Below are 24,022 nucleotides of genomic sequence, written 5' to 3'. Positions count from 1 at the left end.
ACGAGAGTACAAACGGCGGGCGCTTCAGCGATTGTAAAGACCAGAAGGAAAAATCTGATTAATTATTCAACAAAAACAAGCGCTCAGCACGGTCTGTACTGAGCGCTACGTGATTAATAGATGCCGCGCACCCAGCTTAAACCTGCCTGTAAAAAGGCGGCGATAGCGACAGTGCCCAGCACCAGTGGGATGAGAAGGGAACGCGCGGGCACCGCATCCTCAATGTGCGGTTCTTCCGTACTCAGGGCTGACAGCGCCTCTTCCCGGGTGCGTGCCGCCAGAAGCTGCTCACGCACACGGTCTTCCGTCAACAGGCTGGTTAGCGTCGTGAGCAGCTGCATATGCGTGCTGCCTGCTTCAGCAGGGGGAATGGCGAGCAGGAAGACCATTCTGACCTCTTCATCCCCCTCCAGCCCCGGCCAGCGTATCGGGTCGTCAAAGAGCGCCAGACAAAACGCCGCCTGATGCACCGTCTCGGTTTTACCGTGTGGAACGGCAAGTGCTTCGCCCAGAGCCGTAGGACCTTCACTTTCACGCTGTAAAACGCTCTGGATAAATGTCTCTTGATCGCCGATGACGTTTCGCCTGACGAGCGGTTCGGCGAGCCAGCGGATCAGCGCTTCAGGGGTACGGTGCGGCGGGTTGATAAAAACCAAATCGGGGTGCGTCAATGCAAGCAAGTTCATATTAAGCCTCTAACAAAAAATCGCAGGTCGCGGAAGGTTGGATCGCCGTTACCGGCTGCACGGGCTCTTCCAGATAGTTGATCTGAGGAAGCCCCGCGAGATCTGCCGGAACGGGAACCGGCTGCGTGCCAGCGTTAAACACGCGGATGACCGTGCCATGCGACTGTTGGGCATGGGGCAGGGCAGACAGAATAAGCGGCTCCGGTAGGGTCAACAGCGAGAAGTGTGCCGGAAGCTGGCGTTCGGGCAGGCGCAACGAAAAGCGCTCAAGGCGATGATCGAGCGTGTGCAGCGTTTGCCGTTGATAGGTAAAGGGCTGTCCGGTCGCGAGATTTTCCAGCTGGCGTAGCGTCAGATGATCGGCACTGTCGGCCATCGCGACGCTGAATGAAAAGTGCAACGGCTTCAGCAACTGGGCATCGGGGGTCTCAACCACCGTATTATTAATCCCGGATGCCCGACCCGGTCGCCAGTCAAGGTCGTTTCGTCCGAGCACACCCGTTGACTTAAACAGCGTCAGGGCAATCACTGCCGGTTCATGCCCGAGGATCTGAAACTCCTTCATGCCGCGGCTGTTCACCACCAGCGCTTTGCCTTCTTCTGCGACAGCGATAATGCCCTCGCTGGTTTCGATATCCACGGGCAGCTCGCGATAGCGTTCCTGCCAGTTTTCATCGTCATACCCCGTTTCGCGTTGGATGATCGCAAAGGGCTGTGAGGCGATAGCGTGATGCGTGTGAATATCGCTGTTGATCAGCAAGCGCAGCCGGTGATCGCAGTGGCTGTTTTCCAGCGCACCGTCGACATACAGGTTCGGATCGTCATGGCGTAATTCACACGCCAGACGCAGGCATAACGGTTTTCTGACTGCATCCTGGTGTCCGGCGAGATCCGGCGGCAGAAGCAGCGTCGCCTCAATAATCAACTTTTCGACAAGAGGCGTTTTCAGGCAATCAATGAGTGTGAAATGGGAACAGCGCGTTGGCGTATCGCCTGCAAGCGGGGAGAAATCGTAGCTGTCGCCCGCATCCGCGCAGTCTTCGAGGGTAAAGAACGCGGGGATGCATCTGCCCGTGTGTTTGTCCTCAAGGGTAAGTGTTCCGGCGTCCAGCATCAGCCGATAATGCGCATTTTCTATTTCGCGGCCCTTTTCCTGTTCAGGCTGCCGTAACGGCGCAGGGTTATTCTCAACGTTCACGGTGAGATAGCCAACCGACGGCAGAACCGGCGTCTGCACAGCAATGTGCCAGCGGAAATAGGGAGGAAGGGGCGTTTCACACTCGCCTTCGGCAGTGAGGGAGATCGCCGTTCCGCCGGGTAAAATGTCTCTTTTCAGGACGTCGAAGCGCACGGGCTGCCCCTGATACGTCAGCGCGATATGTTCAGCCCGGCTATACAGCGTGGTTTTAACCACGCGCCGCATTGGGGTGGTCAGCGGATTGAAGATCAGCAGGTCCCCTTCCTGAGCACAGGCGACGGCCAGCGTTTTTACCACCAGATTCCACAGGCTGTGACACAGCTGCTCGGTTTGTTCCAGCCGATGCAGAATGTCGCGATTGGTCGTATCGCTATTACAGCCGCCGATAGAGTCGTGGGCGTGGCTTCGCAAAAGCGTCTTCCAGAGGGTATCGACCACAGAGAGATTGACCGGTAGCCCCTGATGCCGCGCCATGGCAATCGTCGGCTCCAGCTGTCGCAGGATAAACTGCTCAATCTCATCATTTTTCTTTTTAATGTCGTAGCGCACGGAGCCGATCGTTTTATGGATGCGGGTGTAGCGTGGCGATTTCAGCTCGCCTTCCCAGCATTCAAACTGCTCACGCTGCGCGCGCAGGATGTCCACGTAACGCTCCAGCGAACTGATGGTGTACCAATCCTGGTTGGGAGAGTGTTTGCTGGCGACCTGCAGGATAGTCGGCAGCGCCGGGTCGATGCTGACCTGATCGCCGCCGCAGGGCAGGAGCAGGTCATCGATACCGGCCCGTGAACGCAGCAAATCGACCATCGGGTAGATTTTCCCCTGCAGATGGCTGGCTTGCGAAGCGATATTTTTAGCCGCGCCATACCCGAGCGCCATCGCACAGGCGATGACGCTCGCCCCTGACGGCGCGCGCCAGATAAACTGGCTGCGTTTGGCCTGCCGGTCGTGATCGATACCGCGCCAGAAGACGATGTTATCGATATTGCAGCCCTGCAAAATCGTCGGCATCTGCGCATTGTGGCCGAAGGTATCCGGCAGATAACCGACCTGCATCGCATGTCCCAGCGTTCGGGCGGCGAAGATGCCGTACTTCAGGTTGCGGATAATGGATTCGCCATGCACGTTGTAGGTGTCCGTCTGGGTATACCACGGCCCGACGAAAATCCTTTTTTCTCTGACCAGCTTTTCCAGCCTGGCGCGATAATCGGGATTGATCGCAAGAAAGTCCTCCACGACCGCCATCTGCCCGTCAAGGTGATAGCAGGCATAAGCCGGGTCTTGCTCCAGCGTGTTGATAACATCCGCAAAGTTATATGACGCCAGCACCATGCTGTCCTGACGGGTGAAATACCACTCCTGATCCCAGTGCGTGTGGGCAATAACGTGGATCTGATTCATGATGTTTCCCTCACCTGACGTTCTTTGGGCTGACATAAAGCACGCCCAGGGCGCAAATCAGTGCGCCAATAAAGACGCTCGCCAGATAGCCCGCCACATTGGTCGCCAGCGGCCAGCCCCAGATGGCGGGCAGAGGCAGCGTCTGCTTCACGCCGAGTGCAATCGCCACCAGCGCACCGGCGACGGCACCGGTCATGAATACCGGGATCAGGCGTGGGTTTTTCAGGATGAACGGGATAGCGCCTTCGGAGATCCCGATTACGCCCAGCAATAACGAGGTGCTGCCAACGGTTTTTTCTTCCCGGCTGAAGACGTCCGGCAGACCAAAACGGCCGTTGAGGAATGCGGCAAAACCGACGCCAATGGAGGGGATCACGATAGAGAGTTCGCGGGCGGTTAAATCAAACGTCTCACTCATGCCATTCAGGCCGAGCGCGACCGAGCCTGCCGCCTTATTGACCGGACCACCAAGGTCGAAAGCGGTGCCCGCGGCGATCATTGCGGAATAGAACCCGCGTCCGGTGTCACCTGCCGAGGTAAAAAAAACCACCATCAGCTGATTAAGCGAGCCAAAAATCGGGTTAATCAGATATTCCATGACTATCACCAGCGTAATGCCGGTGATCAGCGGGACGATTAGCATGGTTTTAATGGTGGTGAGCTGCTGGCGGACATGAATCGAATCGTTGAGCCAGCGCACCAGATAGCCCACAAAGAAGCCAATGCCAATCGCGCCGAAAAAGCCGGAGGGCATAAAGCCCTCGATATCAAAGAAGCGCTTGTAGACTTCGTCTGACATGATGCCGCCGATAAGCCCGGGGATCAGCGCCGGTTTTCCGGCAATGGCAAACGCCAGATACATGGCGAAGACCGGATACATGAACTTGATGGTCATAAAGCCCACTTTATCCAGCACGCTGAACGGCGAATGTTCAATGTTAATAAACTGGCCGGTAATTTTGGTCGTTGCCATCATCAGCCCACCCATGACCACGACCGGTAACATATAGCTGATGGCCGCCATGATATGGCCAATAAATATCTGGTAAGCCGAACGCCGGAGATCGTCTTCGTCTTCATCTGCCACCGCGGTAGCATTTTTTTCCATTGCCAGCGCCTGACGAAGATAGCGGTCGGTGTGCTTGATCAGCTCTTGTGTTCGTGTCTGAAGGTGAGGAATGTCATCAAAACGTTCGGCATCCTGAATGGGGACGTCGGTTGCCAGAATAATGGCGGTGGCAGAGGCAATATCCTGTTTTGTTAAGCGATTTTTAACGCCGTCGCTACCCTGCGTTTCAACCTTTACCTCAATGTTATGCGCTTTAGCCCATGCGATAATTTTATTCGCGGCCATAAACGTGTGTGCAATGCCTGTCGGGCAGGCCGTTACCGCGACAACTTTTTGTTTCGTCATTGTCATAATTCCCTGGATGTGAAAACAGGGAAAGTATAAAGAGAAGCCAAAACAGTTTTTAATGTTTGCTAATACTTATTACGTATCGTCATACGCGGGCTTGCAATATGTGAAGCGCCTTCCAGAGGATATTTTTCGGCTGTGGTAAAATCATGCCAGGATTAAACAGGGTGTAATATATGAATTCATTTCAGGGAAGTGAGCGTTTGATATTCGAATACATTCAGCATCACGCTACTCATATTTCTACTATATCGGCAAAAGAGATTGCCCGTGATACTTTTACCACGACAACCTCCGTTAATCGCGTGTGTAAGAAAATGGGCTATAAGAGCTATACAGAGCTTCGGTATCGTTTTTTACGCGATCATTTTACCCCTGCGCCTGTAAACCCTGACGTGGGGCCGCAGGCGGAGGAGATTGTGGTGGAGATGTCCAGGTTGCTGACCCATTCCAGCCATATTTTTCTCTATGCACGGGGCGCATCACTCACCAGCCTCAACTACCTGTCGCGTTTTTTATCTCTGGCGAGCCTGCCGCACCTTATTCTCAACGATATGCACCAGCTGACGCGGGTATCGAAGGGAACGCTGGTGTTGATCAGTAAATCCGGAGAGACGCAGTCGTTAATTGAAATGGCGCGTAACGCGCTGCGCAAAGGATTAAAGATTATTGCGATCACGCGAGAGGGGTCTACGCTGGCCGCGCTCTCTTCTCTATGCTGGCCGTTGTTGATTGATATCAACGCGGTATCGTTATATCAGCGGGAAGGGCAGCTGGAACTGTTAAGTGCGGTAGACCGTATCGGCTGCAGGCTGCTGCAGCACGATACGGTGTAGTCAGGTCGTCAGAGCTGCTTCACTATCCCCAGACGGACGGCATAATCATTTTCATGGTTGCCGTCATCGTTGATATAGGTTTTATCCAGTGAAACCAGTTCGACGTAAGGCGTCCAGCCATCGTCGAGCTTGTAGTTGAAGGCGACGGTATGTTCCCAGTAGGTATCATCCCCGGTTCCCTGATCGACACCATCCTGCCAGCGGAAGCGTGGGTTGTAGGACATCCCGAATTTGCCAATGTTATACGCGAACCAGATGTCGAACTGGTGTGACTGGCGGCGGGTATACCCGCTGCCGTCGAGTTCTTTGTCGCTGTGCGCGTCATTGACGGTGTTATAGCGATAACGGGCGGCGAGATTCAGACCGTTATCGAACGCTTTCCAGCCCTGAATGAAGGGGCGGTAATGGGTATTGCTGGCGGTGAAAACCGTCACCATGCCCGGCGCTACGGCAAAGCCGTTTCCAAGATCGAAGCGCCAGCGCGTTTCAATCTCTTGTGCCGCCTCCGTTAAGCCTTTTTCGTCTGGGTTATATCGGTCGGTATCGCCAAAAAAGGTATCATTGTGGTTTTGTGCGGCTTCAACGGAGAAGTAAAAACCATTCTCCGCCTGATGCATGACCTTAATACGGGAATCATTGACGTCTGAGTTTGTGTTGTGACCAAAACGAAGGTCGACGGATGTATTTCCGCACCATCCCTGTGTGCTTAATAATAGTGCGCTAATACACGTTGCTTTAATAATTCTCTTTTTCATAATGTCCTGCCGAGGTTATTTTATTGGCAGGGCTATTTTTATTTTCGGCACGCCACGATGTAAAAGTTATCGTCGTACATTTAGCGTATCGCTAAACATAAAAAAAGAGATACAGCATGCTGTATCTCCTGATAGTTATTCCTGCACCCACCAGATAGCTTCAAACGGGCGCAAGAGCAGCGTGTCGGGACGGGTGGGGACATCATCATAGTTGCTGAGTGCGACCCGCCATGCGCCCTGTACCGGCTCCGGTTGCCACTGCTGACGCTCGCGGCTCAGGTTCGCCACCACCTTCAGCGTCTGCCCCTGCCACTGACGGCGATAACACCACAGGGAAGGATGGTCCGGGAGCAGATCCTCGTAGTCGCCCCACGTGAGCAGCGGCAGCGTTTTGCGCAGGCGAATCAGCGACTGGTAGGTGTAAAACACCGAGTCCTGGTCGTCCAGCGCCGCGCGGGCGTTCACGGTTTCGTAGTTATCGCAGACGCCAATCCACGGCTCGCCCTCGCTAAAGCCCGCATTGTGCGAGGCGTCCCACTGCATTGGCGTGCGGCCGTTATCGCGGGATTTGCTTGCCAGAATCGCCAGCAGTTCGTCAGGATCGCGACCGTTTGCCCGCATTTCGGCGAACATATTCAGGCTTTCCACATCGCGATAATCGGTGATGCGGCTGAAGTGCGGGTTGGTCATCCCCAGCTCCTCGCCCTGATAAATGTACGGCGTGCCCTGCATACCGTGCAGCACCATGCCCAGCATTTTTGCTGCGGCCACGCGGTGTTCCCCTTCGTCGCCAAAGCGTGAAACGATGCGCGGCTGATCGTGGTTACACCAGAACAGCGCGTTCCAGGCTTTGTTGTGCATCCCCTGCTGCCAGTGGCGGAAGAGGGTTTTCAGCGCGACAAAGTCCGGTTTCGCCTTCGTCCATTTTTCACCGCCCGGGTAATCCACCTTCAGGTGATGGAAGTTAAAGGTCATCGACAGCTCGCGCCCGTCGAGCGAGGCATACTGCTGGCAATTCTCCAGCGAGGTCGAGGACATTTCGCCCACCGTCATCAGGTTGCGCGGGGTAAAGACGTCGCGGCTCATCTCCTGAAGATATTCGTGGATGCGCGGCCCGTCCGTGTAGAAGCGGCGACCGTCGCCCGTTTCGTCATTCGGGAAATCCTGATCTTTTGAAATCAGGTTAATGACGTCCAGACGTAAGCCGTCCACGCCGCGATCGGCCCAGAACTCGCATACCTTTTTCAGCTCGGCGCGCACCTCCGGGTTTTCCCAGTTGAGATCCGCCTGCTCCGGCGCGAAGAGGTGCAGGTAATACTGCTCGCTCTCGGCGTGCCAGCGCCAGGCGTTGCCGCCAAACTTGGAGCGCCAGTTGTTAGGCAGTTGCTCCGGCGTACCGTCGCGCCAGATGTAGAACTGGCGGTACGGGCTTTCCTTATTCAGTGATTCCCGGAACCAGGCGTGCTGGGTTGACGTGTGGTTGAACACCATATCCAGCACGATGCGAATACCGCGTTGATGCGCCCCGGCGACCAGTTCGTCAAAATCATCCAGCGTACCGTACGCCGGGTCGATGGCGATGTAATTCGCCACGTCATAGCCGTTATCCACCTGCGGCGAGATATAAAACGGCGTCAGCCAGATGGCGTCAATGCCGAGGGTTTTCAGGTAGTCCAGCCGCGCGGTCACGCCGCGTAAATCGCCGGTGCCACTGCCGGTCGTGTCCTGAAAACTCTTTGGATAGATCTGATAGATGACGCCGTTCTGCCACCAGTGAGGAAGGGTATTCATAATGCGTTCCTGCAAATGCGAAGGGGCGCAACTGCGCCCCGAAAGATGAAGTTAAACAATCTGCAGCGCGCCCTGACGGAACTTACGCTGATAAACCACGGTGGTGAGCGCCATTGGGACGATAATCGCAATCGCCATTGCCAGGGCAAACACCTGCCAGTAAGCGGGCTGGATGGAGAGAATGCCCGGCAGACCGCCCACGCCAATCCCGTTCGCCATCACGCCGTTCAGACCACACACCAGGCCTGCCAGACCGGAACCGATCATCGCGCAGAGCATCGGGAAGCGGTATTTCAGGTTGATACCGTACATCGCCGGTTCGGTGACGCCGAGGTAGGCGGAGATCGCGGCCGGAACGGAGATCTCGCGCTCGTTGTGCTTACGGCTGACGATGATGATGCCGGTCACCGCAGACGCCTGCGCAATGTTAGACAGGGCGATAATCGGCCAGACCGGCGTGCCGCCGAGGCTCTGGATCATCTGCATATCAATGGCCAGCGTGGTCTGGTGTACACCGGTGATCACCAGCGGGGCGTACAGGAAGCCAAACAGCGCGGCGCCAATCGGTGCGAAGCTGCCGGTCATCAGGTGGCGCACCGCGAAGGCCACGCCGTCGCCGATCATGCGGCCAAACGGACCGATAAACGCATGTGCCAGGAAGACGGCCAGAATCAGCGAGCAGACCGGAACGACCACCAGATAGAGATAATCCGGCACGATGCGCTTCAGGCGTGTCTCAATAAAGCCCAGCATCAGCCCCGCCAGCAGGGCCGGGATAACCTGCGCCTGATAGCCCACTTTGGCGATGGTGAACAGACCGAAGTTCCACACTTCAGGCACCTGCTGACCAAGTAAGTAAGCGTTCATTAACTGCGGAGAGACCAGCGTGACGCCCAGCACGATACCGAGAATCGGCGTACCGCCCATTTTGCGCACCGCGGACCAGCAAATCCCGACCGGCAGATAGAAGAAGATCGCTTCACCAATCAGCCACAGGAAGTCGTAAACGGTTTTCAGCGCCGGATACATCTGCGCCAGCGTTTTGCCGTCGCTCATCGGCACATCACCGATGACGTTACGGAAACCGAGAATTAAGCCGCCGCTGATCAGCGCCGGCAGCAGCGGGAAGAAGATCTCCGCGAAGTGGGAAATCAGCTGCTCGTGCCACTTCATATTCTGGCGTGCAGCCTTCTTGGCCTGCTCTTTATCCGCCGAGCTGTGCCCGGTGGTTGCCAGCAGAGCCTGATAGTAATCGCCCACTTCGGTACCAATGACCACCTGGAACTGCCCGGCGTTGGTGAAGCAGCCTTTAACCATTTTGAGTTCTTCAATCGCCTTCGGGTTCGCTTTGGCCGGATCGTTCAGCACGAAGCGCAGGCGGGTAATGCAATGGCTAACGGTTGCGATGTTTTCGCGGCCGCCGACCAGGACGATCAGCTGATCAATATCTGCTTGTTTGACTTTACTCATCATGAAACCTCATGACAGATGGTGAGGGGTGTAATGACCTGAGCGCAAGCCTACTCTTTCAGCGTGACGGCGAAAATGGGAACGTTCCCGAAATCGGGCGAAGATCACAATAAACGCTTCAGAGGGGCTATGAAAGATGAGCGGGAATCACGATCTGCCGCGGCTCGCTCCGCCCGTTGATCTGCTCGATCAGCTGCGCGGCGGCCTGTCTGCCGGACTCGGCATAACCCGGATCGACGGTGATGATCTCCGGGTGCAGAAACTTCATCAGCGGCGTGCTGCCGACGCTCGCCACCTGCAGGCTGTCGATGCGCTGCTCCTGAAGGTATTTGCTGGCTCCCAGCGCCAGCGTATCCGTGGCGCACACCAGCGCGGTTGTCTGCGGGGTCAGGACACTGGCAACCTGCTCGTAGCCTTGCTTCATGCCCAGACCCGGCAGGGAGGCGACGGCCGGGAGGTTGTGCTTTTTGCAAAACGCCAGATAGGCCTCATGGCGACGCTTGCCGGTGGTGACGTCGGTGTGGGGGACGCCGAGGAAGCTGATATGGCGATGGCCTTTATCGTACAGACGCTGCATCAGGGTGATAATCGCCCCCTCGTCGTCATAACAGACAGAGGCAAAACCGTGGGCGTCGCGCGCCATCATGACCAGTGAGGGCTGCCAGGGTTTTAGCATCTCGTCTTTAATGCCGGTAAAGCCGAACAGCACCACGCCGTCAATGTTGCGTCGCTTGAGCATGCCCAGATGCTCTTCAACCAGCTGCGGCGAGAACTGGCTCTCCATCATGATGGGGTCATATCCCTGCTCGTAAAAGGCGGGCAGCATGGTCTGCACGGCAAGGTTCTCCGAGAGCGAATCCAGACGAGAGACAATAATCGCGACCACTTTGTCACTCTGCCCGCGCATAGCGCGCGCGGAGCGGGAAGGGGAAAAGCCGTGCTGATTCATCACCGCCTCGACGCGCTCGCGGGTGCGTTCGCTGACACCGCTTTCGTTATTCAGCACCCGTGAGACGGTCGATTTCCCCACGCCGCTTAAACGCGCGATGTCTTTAATGGTAAGGCGGTTCTGCATGCTGTTTTCCCTGTAACAACGACAAAATGATCAATTGAGCCTAATGCTATAGCGCGATTTCGCTATGGGCAAAGTCTGGTTTACGTTCGGTTTATTTGCAGGGGGGTATAATACCGCCCGAATCGTCACAAAGGGTACGCTTAAATCCTTATACTGCGCGGCGACACCCTGTTTTTACTTACCGGAGGCTCCATGGATCCCGATCCCACACCTCTCCTGAACGGGAGAACACGTTCTTTCCGGTAAGCCAGCTTTTGCTGTCTCACCGGTGATGTGAGGCAGCAACGTCCCAAACGTTCCTGCTTGAAAAATTGAGTGCCTGACAGGTACGGCTTTGCCATGCCTGAAGGGAATGCTGCGTCCGCCGTTGCGGATGCGGAGGAATGACTATGTTTAAAAATATCACCCGGCACCTGCAGGCCCTGCTGAGCCGCCACCTGCCACATCGTCTTATTCAGCGCGACCCGCTGCCTAATGCCAAAAACATCGCGGGTGCAGCGATTCCCGCTTCCCTGACCGAACGCTGCCTGAACGTGGCGGCAATGGATGAGAACGAAGTCTGGCGCGCCTTTGGCGGCCACCCGGAAGGGCTGAACGCGACGGAAGTGGACAAAATCCGCGCCGTGCACGGCGATAACCAAATTCCGGCGCAAAAACCGTCTCCGTGGTGGGTGCACCTGTGGCTCTGCTACCGCAACCCCTTCAACCTGCTGCTGACCGTGCTCGGCATCATCTCCTACGCGACGGAAGATCTCTTTGCCGCAGGGGTGATTGCCCTGATGGTGGGGATTTCCACGCTGCTGAACTTTATTCAGGAAGCCCGCTCCACCAAAGCGGCGGACGCCCTGAAAGCGATGGTCAGCAACACCGCGACCGTCTTGCGCGTGATTAACGACCTCGGCGAAAACGCCTGGGTGGAGCTGCCCATTGACCAGCTGGTGCCGGGTGACCTGGTGAAGCTGGCCGCGGGGGACATGATCCCGGCGGATTTACGCATCATTCAGGCGCGGGATCTGTTTGTCGCCCAGGCCTCCCTGACCGGGGAATCCCTGCCCGTTGAAAAGGTGGCGCGCAGCCGAGATCCGCAGCAGATGAACCCGCTTGAGTGCGACACCCTGTGCTTTATGGGAACCACGGTCGTCAGCGGTACGGCGCAGGCGATTGTCACCGCGACCGGGGGCAACACCTGGTTTGGTCAGCTTGCCGGACGCGTCAGCGAGCAGGAGAGCGAGCCGAATGCCTTCCAGAAAGGGATTGGCCGCGTCAGCATGCTGCTGATCCGCTTTATGATGGTGATGACGCCGATTGTGCTGTTGATCAACGGTTACACCAAAGGCGACTGGTGGGAGGCGGCGCTGTTTGCCCTCTCCGTGGCCGTTGGCTTAACGCCGGAAATGCTGCCGATGATTGTCACCTCCACGCTGGCGCGTGGGGCGGTGAAGCTCTCGAAACAGAAAGTGATCGTCAAGCACCTCGACGCTATCCAGAACTTTGGCGCGATGGACATTCTCTGCACCGACAAAACCGGCACCCTGACGCAGGATAAAATCGTGCTGGAGAACCACACCGATATCGCCGGTAAAACCAGCGAACGCGTGCTGCACAGCGCGTGGCTGAACAGCCATTACCAGACCGGGCTGAAGAACCTGCTCGACGTGGCGGTGCTGGAAGGGGTCGATGAGGAAGCCGCCCGCACGCTCTCCGGTCGCTGGCAGAAGGTGGATGAGATCCCGTTCGACTTTGAACGCCGCCGCATGTCGGTGGTGGTGAGCGAGCAGCCGGACGTGCACCAGCTGATCTGCAAAGGCGCGCTGCAGGAGATCCTGAATGTGTCGACGCAGGTGCGCCATAACGGTGAGATCGTGCCGCTGGACGACACCATGCTGCGCCGCATCAAGCGCGTTACCGACAACCTGAACCGTCAGGGGCTGCGCGTGGTGGCGGTGGCGAGCAAGTTTCTGCCCGCGCGCGAGGGGGACTATCAGCGTATCGACGAATCCGATTTGATCCTCGAGGGTTACATCGCATTCCTCGATCCGCCGAAAGAGACCACAGCGCCTGCGCTCAAAGCGCTGAAGGCGAGCGGTATCACCGTTAAAATCCTCACCGGCGACAGCGAGCTGGTGGCCGCGAAAGTGTGTCACGAAGTCGGGCTGGATGCGGGCGAGGTGGTCGTGGGCAGCGACATTGAGCATCTGTCCGACGACGAGCTGGCGAAACTGGCGCAGCACACCACGCTGTTTGCCCGCCTGACACCGATGCACAAAGAGCGCATTGTTACCCTGCTGCGTCGTGAAGGGCACGTTGTGGGCTTTATGGGCGACGGCATCAACGATGCGCCCGCCCTGCGTGCCGCGGATATTGGCATCTCCGTGGACGGCGCGGTGGATATCGCCCGCGAAGCGGCGGATATTATCCTGCTGGAAAAAAGCCTGATGGTGCTGGAGGAGGGCGTTATCGAAGGGCGTCGCACCTTCGCCAACATGCTCAAGTACATCAAAATGACCGCCAGCTCCAACTTCGGTAACGTGTTCAGCGTCCTGGTGGCCAGCGCGTTTCTGCCGTTCCTGCCGATGCTGCCGCTGCACCTGCTGATCCAGAACCTGATGTACGACGTGTCCCAGGTAGCGATCCCGTTTGATAACGTCGACGACGAGCAGATCCAGAAGCCACAGCGCTGGAACCCGTCCGATCTGGGGCGCTTTATGCTGTTCTTTGGGCCGATCAGCTCCATCTTCGACATCCTGACCTTCTGCCTGATGTGGTTTGTGTTCCATGCCAACACGCCGGAACATCAGACGTTGTTCCAGTCCGGCTGGTTCGTGGTGGGTCTGCTGTCGCAAACGCTGATTGTGCATATGATCCGCACGCGCCGCATTCCGTTCATCCAGAGCCGTGCCGCATGGCCGCTGATTGTGATGACGGGCATTGTGATGGCGCTCGGCATCGCGCTGCCGTTCTCGCCACTGGCAAGTTACCTGCAGCTTCAGGCGCTGCCGCTGAGCTACTTCCCTTGGCTGGTGGCGATCCTCGCGGGCTACATGGTGCTGACGCAGATGGTGAAAGGGTTTTATGCGCGTCGGTATGGATGGCAGTGATTTTTTGCCGGGTGGCGGCTTCGCCTTACCCGGCCTACTCCCGTCACGTAGGCCCGGTAAGCGCAGCGCCACCGGGCAATAGCTTTCTTCCCAAATTCAACAACCTGTGATCGCCGTCGGCGCATTCGCTTGACGACAATTTGTACGCATGTTAACAGAATGTTTTGCCTTTATTTGGCCCGTCAGATAAGGAACATTCATGTTACGGTACAGCCTCTTAACCGCCGGGCTGCTGCTCGGCGCCTCTGCCTTTGCCGCCCCGGCAGGGGATCTCCCGTTAATGCCCTGGCCTGAGAAGGTGGAACGCCCGACCACGCAGGGAGCACTGGTGCTCACCAGCCAACTTTCCGTGACCGTCAGCGGCGACGATCTCGGCGACGCGGTCAACCGCCTGCGTCAGCGTATCGCCCTGCAAACCGGCTGGACGCTACAGCCGCAGGCTGAGCAACCGGACAAACCGACCATTCGCATCGCCATCGCCAAAAAGGTGAAGCCACAGCCGCTGCCGGACAGCGATGAAAGCTATAAGCTCACGGTGGATGCCAACGGTGTGAACATCTCCGCCAACACCCGCTTCGGCGCGCTGCGGGCGATGGAAACGCTGCTTCAGCTGGTGCAAAACGGCGCGGAAAACACGTCGCTGCCGTGGGTGACCATTGAAGACGCGCCGCGCTTCCCGTGGCGCGGGCTGCTGCTCGACTCGGCGCGCCATTTCATTCCCGTCGCGGATATCAAACGCCAGATTGACGGCATGGCGGCCGCAAAGCTTAACGTCCTGCACTGGCACTTAACCGACGATCAGGGCTGGCGCTTCAGCTCGAAGCGTTACCCGAAGCTGACGCAGCTTGCCAGCGACGGGCTGTTCTATACCCCTGAGCAGATGCGCGAGATTGTTCGCTATGCCACCGAGCGCGGCATCCGCGTGGTGCCGGAGATCGACATGCCGGGCCACGCCTCGGCGATTGCTGTGGCCTACCCGGAGCTGATGAGCGCGCCGGGGCCCTACAAAATGGAGCGCAACTGGGGCGTGCTGAAGCCGGTGCTTGATCCGACCAAAGAGGCCACATACGCCTTTGCTGACGCGATGGTCAGCGAACTGGCGGCGATCTTCCCGGATCCGTATCTGCACATCGGCGGGGATGAGGTGGACGACAGCCAGTGGAAAGCGAATCCTGCCATTCAGCAGTTTATGCGTGACCACACGCTGGCGGACAGCCACGCGCTGCAGGCCTATTTCAACCGCAAGCTGGAGACGATCCTCGAGAAACATCATCGGCAGATGGTCGGCTGGGATGAGATCTATCATCCTGACTTACCGAAAAGCATTCTGATCCAGTCCTGGCAGGGGCAGGACGCACTGGGTAAGGTGGCGCAAACCGGCTACAAGGGCATTCTTTCGACCGGTTTCTACCTCGATCAACCCCAGTCCACCGCCTATCACTACCGCAATGAAATCGTTCCCCAGGGGCTGAATGGCGTGGACGTGATAGCAGACACCGACAGCGCCCAGAGCTGGGCCTTCTCCATGCCGCGTCTGAAAGGCAAGCCGGTCGAGGGGAGTTTTACCCTGGTGAAAGGGGACGCCGGCTGGCGCGGTTTTATTGATTTTGCCGGGAAATCCCGCCGTGCGGTGCAGGATATTGCGTGGCGCGACGACAATCAGGTGACGTTTACCGTTGACACCTGGATGGGCGAAACGCGCCCGGTCGTCTCGGTCGATAACGACAAGCTCACCGGTTACTTCCTGGTGGGCAATACCCGCTATCCGATTAGCGGTACCCGTCTGGACGAGGTGCCGAAAGGGATCCCACCGGTAGTGCCGGACGTGGCGAATCAGGTTAATTTGCTCGGCGGAGAAGCCGCGCTGTGGGCGGAAAATGTGGTCGCGCCGGTGCTGGATATCCGCCTGTGGCCTCGGACGTTTGCGGTGGCGGAGCGGTTATGGTCCGCGCAGGACGTCAATGATGTCGACAACATGTATACCCGCCTGCAGGCGATGGACAGCTGGACGACGGTGTCGGTTGGCCTGCAGCAGCATACCCAGCAGCAGGTGCAATTCACGCGGCTCGCGAATAATGCCGACACGTTGCCGCTGCAAATCCTCGCGCAGGCGCTTGAACCGGCCCAGTATTACACCCGTCAGCACCTCAAGTTCCAGGCGGGAAACTATCACCAGTTTGAGCCGCTTAACCGCCTCGCGGATGCGCTGAATGCGGAAAGCATCACCGTGCGTCAGATGAACAAATGGGCGGACCGTCTGGTGAGCGATGCGGAAGACACGGAAAGCGCCGACGCGCTGCGCCACGTCTTTAATCGCTGGCAGAGCAACACCAGCGACGCGCTGGCGCTGAGCGAAAACAGCTATCAGCTGAAGGCGATTAAACCGGTGATCCTGGAGGTGGATAAGCTTGCCGCAATTGGCCTGAGGCTGACGGATCTGGTGGCGCGACAGGGCACGCTGGATGACAAAGAGATCGCCTCGATTCAACACGAGCTGGATAACGCGGCGAAGGTGCAGGACGAAGTGGTGATTGCGGTGGTGTATCCGCTGGAGACGTTATTGCGCGCCACGCGGAATCAGTAGAAAAGAATCCTGACCCCGCCCTCTCCCAAAGGGAGAGGGTTAGGGTGAGGGAATCAAACCACTCAGTTCTTCAACATCCACGCCTCTTTCCAGTCTGAACCCACGCCGGGCTCGAACTGGGTAGAGGTCGAACTGTACTGTTTGCAGTACCCGCTGTACGGGAATGGCTTGCACTCGTAGGTCTTACCGTCTTTGGGCTGCAACACCACGGTGCCCGCCTTATAAGAGGCAAGGTTATCCGGGAAGATAAAATCAGATTTACCGGTATCGCCGGAGGTTGCTTCACCTTCGAGCATCATATCCAGCACGTCCTGCGCGAACAGGGTGTCGGCTTTATTGGTGGCGTAGTATTTCAGCATGTGGTGCCCTGGCGTGACGTTTGTCAGGTTCATGGTCACATCCTGGTTGCTGTTATTCATATCCTGCTTCAGATAACCTTTTTCCGCTCCGGGATGGTTCAATACGTGTGCTTCAAGGCTCACGTCACCCTGCGTATTGACGTGGAATGTCACCGTCGCTGCACCGTGAGCCACTTTGCTGTAATGCAGGTCAGTCACGGCAATGGATTCATTAACCACCGCTTTTTGCTCTTCATAAGAGATAGCCACTGACTTCAGCGTACTGCCTTCTTTTACGAAGACGCTGTTTGCGCCGTGAACCGGGCTAACGTCTCCGCTTTCATCCTTCACGCCGACGCGCACGTCGTGATGAGCGCTGTTAATTTTTTGCGCCAGATCGTAGGCCCACTGGTTGGCATCACCCTGTTGAGCCGAGGCGATAGTCAGCTCGGTCGCCATGGAGGTGATTTCGCCGTTGGCATCGAAGAAGCGAGCAATCACTTTATCGCCCACGTTGAGGTTGTTACCTGCAACCTGGCCGCTCAGCGTTTTGCTCCAGAGGGAGGTGGCGGCCGGGGTTTCATCCGGCGTGACGTTGCCGCCGTTACCGAAGTCCACGTCGATGGCCTGATAGAAACTGTTGGGCGTATCGGCAATTTCCCACACGCCGTAAATCACCTGATAACCGGTACGTTCCGGCACGTTACAGTTCATCGACTGGGTCATTGCGGGCGCCTGGCCGTTGCCGTTTACCGTACAAAACGGCGTTAAGTCGAACTGGTCGCGGGTCAGCGGCTTATTCGGGTTCCAGTTTTGTTTGGTGATGTAATAGCGCCAGTTGGTGGTTTTGTGCGGCGCGGTGTGGTGCCAGACAAACTGATGTACCCCGGCGGTCATCGGCGTTTTGGTCCAGGCATTCTGGCTTTGCTTATCAAGCTGCGAGTAGTTGGCAATCCCGGCGCTGGCGAGTTCGCCATCCGGCGGCAGGCTCCCTGACGGGAAACCGGAGGCACGTTCTACGCTCTGGGGTTCATATTCCACCAGACCGCAGTCAATATTTTGTCCCTGTTTACACATATAAGCGCGGCTGGCAGGGGATTCGATATAGCCATGTGCCAGCGCAGAAGAGGCTACCGTAAGAGTGGCAATAGCCAACGCAATTCTGGAGATTTTCATTTTTGTCCGAAGCGGGAATTTATAAAGGTGTGCGAGTGTATTTATTCCCGGACCGCGTCGTCATCGTATTACGAAGGTAAAAATAGCCAAATAAAAAAGGCAGCCGAAGCTGCCTGGTTTGCCTGAAATTGATTAGCGGCGCACGGCGATCGCTTCGATTTCAATTTTCACGTCTTTTGGCAGACGCGCCACTTCAACGCAGGAGCGCGCCGGGAAGGTCGCATTGTGTTCGGTAAAGAATGCTTCATAAGTGGCGTTAACGGTCGCGAAATCGTTCAGATCTTTCACGAACACGGTCGTTTTCACGATGTCGCCCACTTTCAGACCGGCAGATTCAACGATAGCCTGCACGTTTTCCAGCGACTGACGCGCCTGTGCCGCTACGTCGGCTGGCACTTCACCGGTTTTTGGGTTCACCGGGATCTGGCCCGAGGTGATGATCATGCTGCCCAGATCAACGCCCTGAACGTACGGGCCGATAGCCGCGGGTGCATTTTCCGTCGCGAGTACTTTGGTCATGATTTCTCCAGAATAACAGCTGATTAAATGTTCCCGGCCATTATAGGGAGGCCGGGATCCTTTACCAACCTCAATTAGTTGGCCAGCACCACATAATGAGAAAACTCTTTTTCGCAGTATTTGCATTTGAGTGCGATGTCATCAGCGCGTTTTTTCACTGCAAAACTGGATGAAACCGGCTCAGCATGACTGATGCAGTTGCTGTTCGGACAGACCAGCACGCTCTCAATGCGATCCGGCAGGCCAGGATGGGATTTGCCGACCACTTCATACTCGTCGATGCGGTTGACGGTGGCATCCGGTGCGTACAGCGACAGCTGGTTGACCTGCTCGTCGGTCAGGAAGGTATTCTCGATTTTGATCAAATCCTTGCGGCCCATCTCGCCCGACGGCAGGTTCAGGCCAATGGTGATGCGCTGATCGGTCTCGGTCAGTTTGAACAGCGTCAGCAGCTTAAAGCCCACCTGCGCAGGGATGTGGTCAATCACGGTGCCACGTTTGATGGCTTCAACCTGGAGTTTGTTATCGTGTGTCATGGTCGTCTCCCCTTACAGAGCTAAGTCGCGATTCAGAACCAGTGCCAGTAACGCCTGGCGGGCGAAGATACCGTTCCCGGCCTGCTGGAAGTACCAGGCGTGCGGCGTTTTATCCACGTCTGTGGTGATCTCATCGATGCGCGGCAGCGGGTGCAGCACCTTCATGTTGTCGCGCGCGCCGTCGAGGTCGCTGGCGCGCAGCACAAACTGCGCCTTCACGTTGGCGTACTCGGAAGGATCCAGACGCTCTTTCTGCACGCGGGTCATGTAGAGAATATCCACGTGGCTCATCACCTCTTCGATGCTGGCGTGCCGGCTCCACGCAATGCCTTTTTCGTCCAGCATATCGAGAATGTATTGCGGCATCGCCAGCGCGTCTGGGGCGATGAAGAAGAAGCGGTTGCCGTTAAATTTCGCCAGCGCCTGGGTCAGGGAGTGGACGGTGCGGCCATATTTCAGGTCGCCGACCATGGCGATGTTCAGGTTCTCCAGCGTGCCCTGCGTCTCCTGAATGGTGAACAGATCCAGCAGGGTCTGCGTCGGATGCTGGTTAGCACCGTCCCCGGCGTTCAGTACCGGGATGCCGCCGGAAAACTCGGTCGCCAGGCGCGCCGCGCCCTCCTGCGGGTGGCGCATCACAATCGCGTCTACGTAGGTGCTGATCACTGAAATAGTATCCGCCAGGGTCTCGCCTTTTTTACCCAGCGACGTGTTGCTGCTGTCTGAGAAGCCCACCACGCTCGCGCCCAGGCGGTGCATGGAGGTTTCAAAGGAGAGGCGGGTGCGGGTCGAGGCTTCAAAGAAGCAGCTCGCAATCACCTTGTGCTTCAGCAGCTCCGGTTGCGGATTGGCCTTCAGTTTTGCCGCGGTTTCCAGAACCAGTTCCAGCTCTTCGCGGCTGAGGTCGTTTATGGAAATGATGTGTTTTTGATAAAGCGGATTCATGTTTATCTCCTGACGCCGGGCAAAAAAAAGCCCCTCAAATGAGGGGCTCTGGGAATAGATTAAGCAACGGGAAGAAAAACGGCAGGCCAGCGTCTGATTTCAGACGCGGTAAGACGTTATGTCGTACACGTTTGACCATGCTTCCTCCCGGCAAATTGTCGGGCATTATACGCAGCTCGCTTTGCGGATCAAGCGATTTAATGCACGCTTTACTCAATGCAAACGGTTCTTTATGAATATTAATGCGTTCTGAGTAAATAATTAATTTTCTTATGCACCAGCGCGGTGCGCTTCACCACCCGAGGGGCGACCCAGACGATACTGCTTCCGGCCACCACGCCTAAAATTTCCGGTAACTGGTGATAATCCAGGATACGCGCCACCGCGCGGCCATATCCGGCAACGGTATGGATAAGGATAAATTCGCTATTGTGCTCAACGCTCACCACCATTTCGGACACGGTGCGCGCGGCATCAGGAGCCGGGCGCAGCTGGGGATTCAGCGAATAAATCTTTAGCCCTTTGGCATTTCGAATTTTTATGACACCGAGCAATTTGAGCAGACGTGAAACGGTGGACTGGCTGATGGTCTCAAAACCCCGCTCCTGTAAGTCGCGGCGGATCTCCTCCTGAGAGAGATAGCCCTTTTCCGCGATCAGACGCTGGCAGACCGTTAGCTGTAGTTGCTCTTTGGGAGAGTACTCTTCGTAATCCATCATAGTTCCCATATCAGTTCCCGAAATAACCGGTGACACCGCACCGATCCACAGGCCGGATAAGCGCAGCGCCATCCGGCAAATTACAACAACGCCCCCAGACTTAACGCCACCATAATCACCACCGTTAAAATCCCCAGCAGCGGCGCGACCCATTTCAGATAGCGCACGTAAGGCACGCGGGCGATAGCCAGCCCGCCCATTACGACGGCAGAGGTGGGAGTGATCAGGTTAACGATACCGGACGCCGACTGGTAAGCCGTAACCACCAGGTCGCGGTTGACGTTAGCGAAATCGGCAAGAGGCGCCATGATCGGCATCGTCAGAACGGCCAGGCCGGACGAAGAAGGCACAAGAAACGACAGCACCACCTCCAGCCAGTACATCACGTTGATGAACGCCACCGTCGATAAGCCGGTAACCATTCCCTCGGCGCTGTGCAAAATGGTGTGGGTAATCATGCCCTTATCCATGATCACTACGATACCGCGCGCGATACCGATAATCAGCGCGACGCCCAGCAAATCTCGCGCGCCGTTGATAAAGGTTGAGGTCAGTTCCTCTTCGCTCATGCGGGCGATCAGGCCGACGATTATTGCACTGGCGAGAAACACCGCTGAGATCTCCCCCATCCACCAGCCGAGCACCGCCACGCCGTAGATCATGACCGCGAAGGCAAGGGCGAAAATCACCAGGATGATTTTGCGCACCGGGGTGAATTCCAGCGACTGTTCGCCCTTGTTGCCGAGGAAGTGGGCGAGGTTCTCCTCCTGTTTGTCCGCCACGATGGAGAGAGAGGGATCCTTGCGCACTTTACGGGCATAGCGCATCACCCACGCCACACAGATGATCCACCCGATGACCAGCAGCGCGACGCGCAGGGCGATACCGTTGGTGAAGGGGATCCCGGCGGCGTTGGCGGCGATCACCGTCGCGAACGGGTTAATGGTGGAGCCAAGCGTGCCGATCCCGGCGCCGAGCAGCACGGTGGAGGCGGCTACCACCGGGTCGAAACGTGCGGCCAGCATCACCGGAACCAGCAGGGTATAGAACGGCAGGGACTCTTCGGCCATGCCGTAAATGGTGCCGCCTGCGGCAAACAGCGCCATCAGGATCGGGATCATCCACTCTTCGCGACCGCGCAATCGGGTGGTGACGCGTTCGATCCCGGCGTCAATGGCCCCGGTTTTGGTGACGATCCCGAGGAATCCCCCGATGATCAGTATAAACAGCGCAACGTCGATCGCCCCGGCCTGGCCGGACTCGGGATCGTACAACCCGGCAATCGGGGCCATCAGCACGGAAACCAGTCCCTGCGGATGGGCCGCTACGTGCGCATAGGTTCCGGCAACCGGCACGTCCTTGCCGAGCGCCTCGTTCATGGCCATGTGATACTGCCCGGCCGGAACAATCCACGTCAGGACGGCAACGACGGCAATCAGAAAAAAGAGAATGGTGTATGCGGAGGGAAATTTGAACTTGCCCATGATGTTCTCCTGAAACCCGGCGCACCCCGCGGCGCGCCGGGCGGTGATTAGTCGCCGAGTGTCGCCACCATGACCGCTTTAATGGTATGCATGCGGTTTTCTGCTTCATCAAAGACGATAGAGTTCGGGGATTCGAAGACCTCTTCCGTCACCTCCAGCCCTTTCAGGCCATAGGCCATTTCGATTTCGCGGCCCACTTTGGTGTGCTCGTTGTGAAACGCCGGCAGGCAGTGCATGAACTTGACGTTAGGGTTGCCGGTGGCTTTCATGACGTCCGCGTTGATTTGATACGGCTTCATCAGGCTGACGCGTTCGGCCCACGCCTCTTTCGGCTCGCCCATGGAGACCCACACGTCGGTGTAGAGGAAATCCGTCCCGCGCACGCCTTCTTCCACGTCGTCGGTCAGGGTGATGCGCGCCCCCGTTTCTTTCGCGATGGCACGGCACTGCTCAACCAGACCCGCTTCCGGCCAGAAGGATTTCGGTGCCACCAGGCGGATGTCCATCCCCATTTTGGCCGCGCCGACCATCAGGGAGTTGCCCATGTTGTTGCGTGCGTCGCCGAGATAAGCAAAGCTTAGCTCCGGCAGGGTTTTGCCCGGGGCGTGCTCCAGCATGGTCATCAGATCGGCGAGGATCTGCGTCGGATGGAATTCGTCGGTCAGGCCATTCCACACCGGTACGCCCGCGTATTCACCCAGCTCTTCAACAATCGCCTGGCCGTAGCCGCGGTATTCGATACCGTCATACATACGCCCCAACACGCGGGCGGTGTCTTTCATCGACTCTTTATGGCCGATCTGCGACCCGCTTGGGCCGAGGTAGGTCACCTGCGCACCCTGGTCAAACGCGCCCACTTCGAAGGCGCAGCGGGTGCGGGTGGAGGTTTTTTCAAAGATCAGGGCGATGTTTTTGCCGACCAGGGTTTGCTTTTCGCGTCCGGCTTTTTTGGCCGCTTTCAGCTCGATGGCGAGGTCGATCAGGTACTGGATCTCGGCCGGGGTGTAGTCCAGCAGTTTCAGGAAGTTGCGGTTTTTCAGGTTGATGCTCATATGGGAAATCCTTTTTAAATGTATGTTCAGTTACGAATCAACGTGCCTTTCTCGCCCGCCAGAATCTCTGCCCCATCGGCCAGCGCGCCGATTCCGGCAATGCCGTTGCAGGCTTCAACAAACTCGCGGCAGGCGGCCACTTTCGGCCCCATCGATCCGGCGTCAAACTGCATGCCTCTGAGCAGTTCTGGCGTCACCTGCGCCAGCGGGCGCTGGGTCGGTTTTCCCCAGTCGAGGTACACCGCGTCGGCATCGGTGAGGATTAGCAGGGCGTCGGCCTCAATCTGGCGCGCCAGCAGGGCGGCGGAGAGGTCTTTGTCGATCACCGCCTCAATGCCGTGATAGCCGTTGGCGTTTTCCACCACCGGCACGCCGCCGCCGCCGTTGCAGATCACCAGGTGGTCGCGCTGGATCAGCGCCGTGATGGCGTCGCTCTCGACGATGCGTTTCGGCTGCGGTGACGGCACCACGCGACGGAAGTAGCTGCCGTCGGCCTTAAACACCCAGCCTTTTTCCGCAGCCAGCGTTTTTGCCTGGGCTTCGCTGTACACCGGGCCGATGTATTTGGTCGGGTTGCTGAACGCCGGGTCGGCGGCGTCCACTTCCACTTGCGTAAGCAGGACGCTCACCTCACGCTGCGGCAGGCTGTTTTTCAGCGCCTGCTGGAGCATGTAGCCGATCATCCCCTGGCTTTCGGCACCAAGAACGTCCAGTGGGTAAGGGGTCACTTTGTCGTAGGCGCTGTTCTGCAGCGCCAGCAGCCCGACCTGTGGACCGTTGCCGTGGACCAGCACCACGCGCCACTGCGCCGTGAGCCCGGCGATGGTGCGGGCGGCCTGCTCAATGTTCTGGCGCTGGATCTCTGCTTCCAGCGGCTCGCCGCGCTTCAGCAGCGCGTTGCCGCCAAGGGCCACAACCAGAGTGGGTTTTCGTTCCATGATG

19 protein-coding genes are annotated in these 24,022 nt (G+C 57.4%); 3 read left to right on the top strand and 16 right to left on the bottom strand.

The features are described 5' to 3' along the window. Nucleotides 1-113 precede the first annotated feature (113 nt). From ACOTY9_RS16320 to ACOTY9_RS16310, 3 genes are read right to left on the bottom strand one after another with little or no spacing between them, the layout of a single operon-like run. The gene (locus ACOTY9_RS16320) at nt 114-686 is read right to left on the bottom strand and encodes a PTS sugar transporter subunit IIA (RefSeq protein WP_200924802.1); all 573 of its coding nucleotides are present in this window, start codon (nt 684-686) and stop codon (nt 114-116) included. 1 nt (nt 687) lies between these two features. After that, nucleotides 688-3,285 (bottom strand): glycoside hydrolase family 38 C-terminal domain-containing protein, encoded by a 2,598-nt coding sequence (locus ACOTY9_RS16315; protein WP_421637384.1) that lies wholly within the window; start codon nt 3,283-3,285, stop codon nt 688-690. Between the two features lie 10 nt (nt 3,286-3,295). Next, nucleotides 3,296-4,699 carry a PTS fructose transporter subunit IIC gene (locus ACOTY9_RS16310; protein ID WP_421637383.1) on the bottom strand — a complete coding sequence of 468 codons (1,404 nt, stop codon included), beginning with the start codon at nt 4,697-4,699 and terminating at the stop codon, nt 3,296-3,298. A gap of 179 nt (nt 4,700-4,878) precedes the next feature. Here ACOTY9_RS16310 and ACOTY9_RS16305 point away from each other — a divergent pair, with 179 nt between their 5' ends. Continuing rightward, the gene (locus ACOTY9_RS16305) at nt 4,879-5,538 is read left to right on the top strand and encodes a MurR/RpiR family transcriptional regulator (RefSeq protein ID WP_014882297.1); all 660 of its coding nucleotides are present in this window, start codon (nt 4,879-4,881) and stop codon (nt 5,536-5,538) included. Nucleotides 5,539-5,546: 8 nt separating this feature from the next. Here the strand turns inward: ACOTY9_RS16305 and ACOTY9_RS16300 are convergent, their stop codons facing one another. From ACOTY9_RS16300 to treR, 4 genes are all read right to left on the bottom strand, one after another. Continuing rightward, nucleotides 5,547-6,293 carry an oligogalacturonate-specific porin KdgM family protein gene (locus ACOTY9_RS16300; protein WP_023331894.1) on the bottom strand — a complete coding sequence of 249 codons (747 nt, stop codon included), beginning with the start codon at nt 6,291-6,293 and terminating at the stop codon, nt 5,547-5,549. Nucleotides 6,294-6,428: 135 nt separating this feature from the next. After that, nucleotides 6,429-8,084, bottom strand: a complete 1,656-nt coding sequence (gene treC, locus ACOTY9_RS16295; protein ID WP_023331895.1) for an alpha,alpha-phosphotrehalase — start codon at nt 8,082-8,084, stop codon at nt 6,429-6,431. A gap of 51 nt (nt 8,085-8,135) precedes the next feature. Continuing rightward, the gene (treB, locus tag ACOTY9_RS16290; RefSeq protein WP_014882300.1) at nt 8,136-9,554 is read right to left on the bottom strand and encodes a PTS trehalose transporter subunit IIBC; all 1,419 of its coding nucleotides are present in this window, start codon (nt 9,552-9,554) and stop codon (nt 8,136-8,138) included. A 127-nt stretch (nt 9,555-9,681) separates the two neighbouring features. Beyond that, nucleotides 9,682-10,629: a trehalose operon repressor TreR gene (treR, locus tag ACOTY9_RS16285; RefSeq protein WP_045281935.1), complete on the bottom strand. Its 948-nt coding sequence runs from the start codon at nt 10,627-10,629 to the stop codon at nt 9,682-9,684. A 389-nt stretch (nt 10,630-11,018) separates the two neighbouring features. Here treR and mgtA point away from each other — a divergent pair, with 389 nt between their 5' ends. Both mgtA and ACOTY9_RS16275 read left to right on the top strand, forming a co-directional pair. Then, nucleotides 11,019-13,727, top strand: a complete 2,709-nt coding sequence (gene mgtA / locus ACOTY9_RS16280; protein ID WP_348565829.1) for a magnesium-translocating P-type ATPase — start codon at nt 11,019-11,021, stop codon at nt 13,725-13,727. A 199-nt stretch (nt 13,728-13,926) separates the two neighbouring features. Continuing rightward, entirely contained in the window at nt 13,927-16,311 is a 2,385-nt protein-coding gene (locus ACOTY9_RS16275; RefSeq protein ID WP_348565828.1) for a beta-N-acetylhexosaminidase, read from the top strand. Between the two features lie 62 nt (nt 16,312-16,373). On the opposite strand, the gene gbpA is transcribed toward ACOTY9_RS16275, so the two are convergent. The 9 genes from gbpA to arcC form a co-directional block, all read right to left on the bottom strand. Beyond that, nucleotides 16,374-17,825 carry an N-acetylglucosamine-binding protein GbpA gene (gbpA, locus tag ACOTY9_RS16270; RefSeq protein ID WP_348565827.1) on the bottom strand — a complete coding sequence of 484 codons (1,452 nt, stop codon included), beginning with the start codon at nt 17,823-17,825 and terminating at the stop codon, nt 16,374-16,376. Nucleotides 17,826-17,957: 132 nt separating this feature from the next. After that, entirely contained in the window at nt 17,958-18,344 is a 387-nt protein-coding gene (ridA, locus tag ACOTY9_RS16265) for a 2-iminobutanoate/2-iminopropanoate deaminase (protein WP_014882305.1), read from the bottom strand. Between the two features lie 74 nt (nt 18,345-18,418). Beyond that, a complete protein-coding gene (gene pyrI / locus ACOTY9_RS16260; protein WP_014882306.1) occupies nt 18,419-18,880 on the bottom strand; it encodes an aspartate carbamoyltransferase regulatory subunit in 462 nt (153 codons plus the stop codon). Between the two features lie 12 nt (nt 18,881-18,892). Next, entirely contained in the window at nt 18,893-19,825 is a 933-nt protein-coding gene (gene pyrB, locus ACOTY9_RS16255; protein ID WP_348565826.1) for an aspartate carbamoyltransferase, read from the bottom strand. Between the two features lie 34 nt (nt 19,826-19,859). Further along, a complete protein-coding gene (locus ACOTY9_RS16250) occupies nt 19,860-19,964 on the bottom strand; it encodes a pyrBI operon leader peptide (RefSeq protein WP_022646880.1) in 105 nt (34 codons plus the stop codon). Between the two features lie 100 nt (nt 19,965-20,064). After that, nucleotides 20,065-20,544: an ArgR family transcriptional regulator gene (locus ACOTY9_RS16245; RefSeq protein ID WP_348565838.1), complete on the bottom strand. Its 480-nt coding sequence runs from the start codon at nt 20,542-20,544 to the stop codon at nt 20,065-20,067. 80 nt (nt 20,545-20,624) lie between these two features. Then, nucleotides 20,625-22,028 (bottom strand): YfcC family protein, encoded by a 1,404-nt coding sequence (locus tag ACOTY9_RS16240; protein WP_348565825.1) that lies wholly within the window; start codon nt 22,026-22,028, stop codon nt 20,625-20,627. 47 nt (nt 22,029-22,075) lie between these two features. Next, a complete protein-coding gene (argF, locus tag ACOTY9_RS16235; protein WP_348565823.1) occupies nt 22,076-23,080 on the bottom strand; it encodes an ornithine carbamoyltransferase in 1,005 nt (334 codons plus the stop codon). A 26-nt stretch (nt 23,081-23,106) separates the two neighbouring features. Beyond that, nucleotides 23,107-24,018 (bottom strand): carbamate kinase, encoded by a 912-nt coding sequence (gene arcC, locus ACOTY9_RS16230; RefSeq protein WP_032637623.1) that lies wholly within the window; start codon nt 24,016-24,018, stop codon nt 23,107-23,109. Nucleotides 24,019-24,022: the final 4 nt, after the last annotated feature.

This window comes from Enterobacter cloacae complex sp. SHL012 (genome assembly GCF_049237505.1).
Lineage (GTDB): Bacteria > Pseudomonadota > Gammaproteobacteria > Enterobacterales > Enterobacteriaceae > Enterobacter > Enterobacter kobei.
The sequence above is the reverse complement of the archived record's forward strand: the minus strand, read 5'-3'. Positions and strand labels throughout refer to the sequence as shown.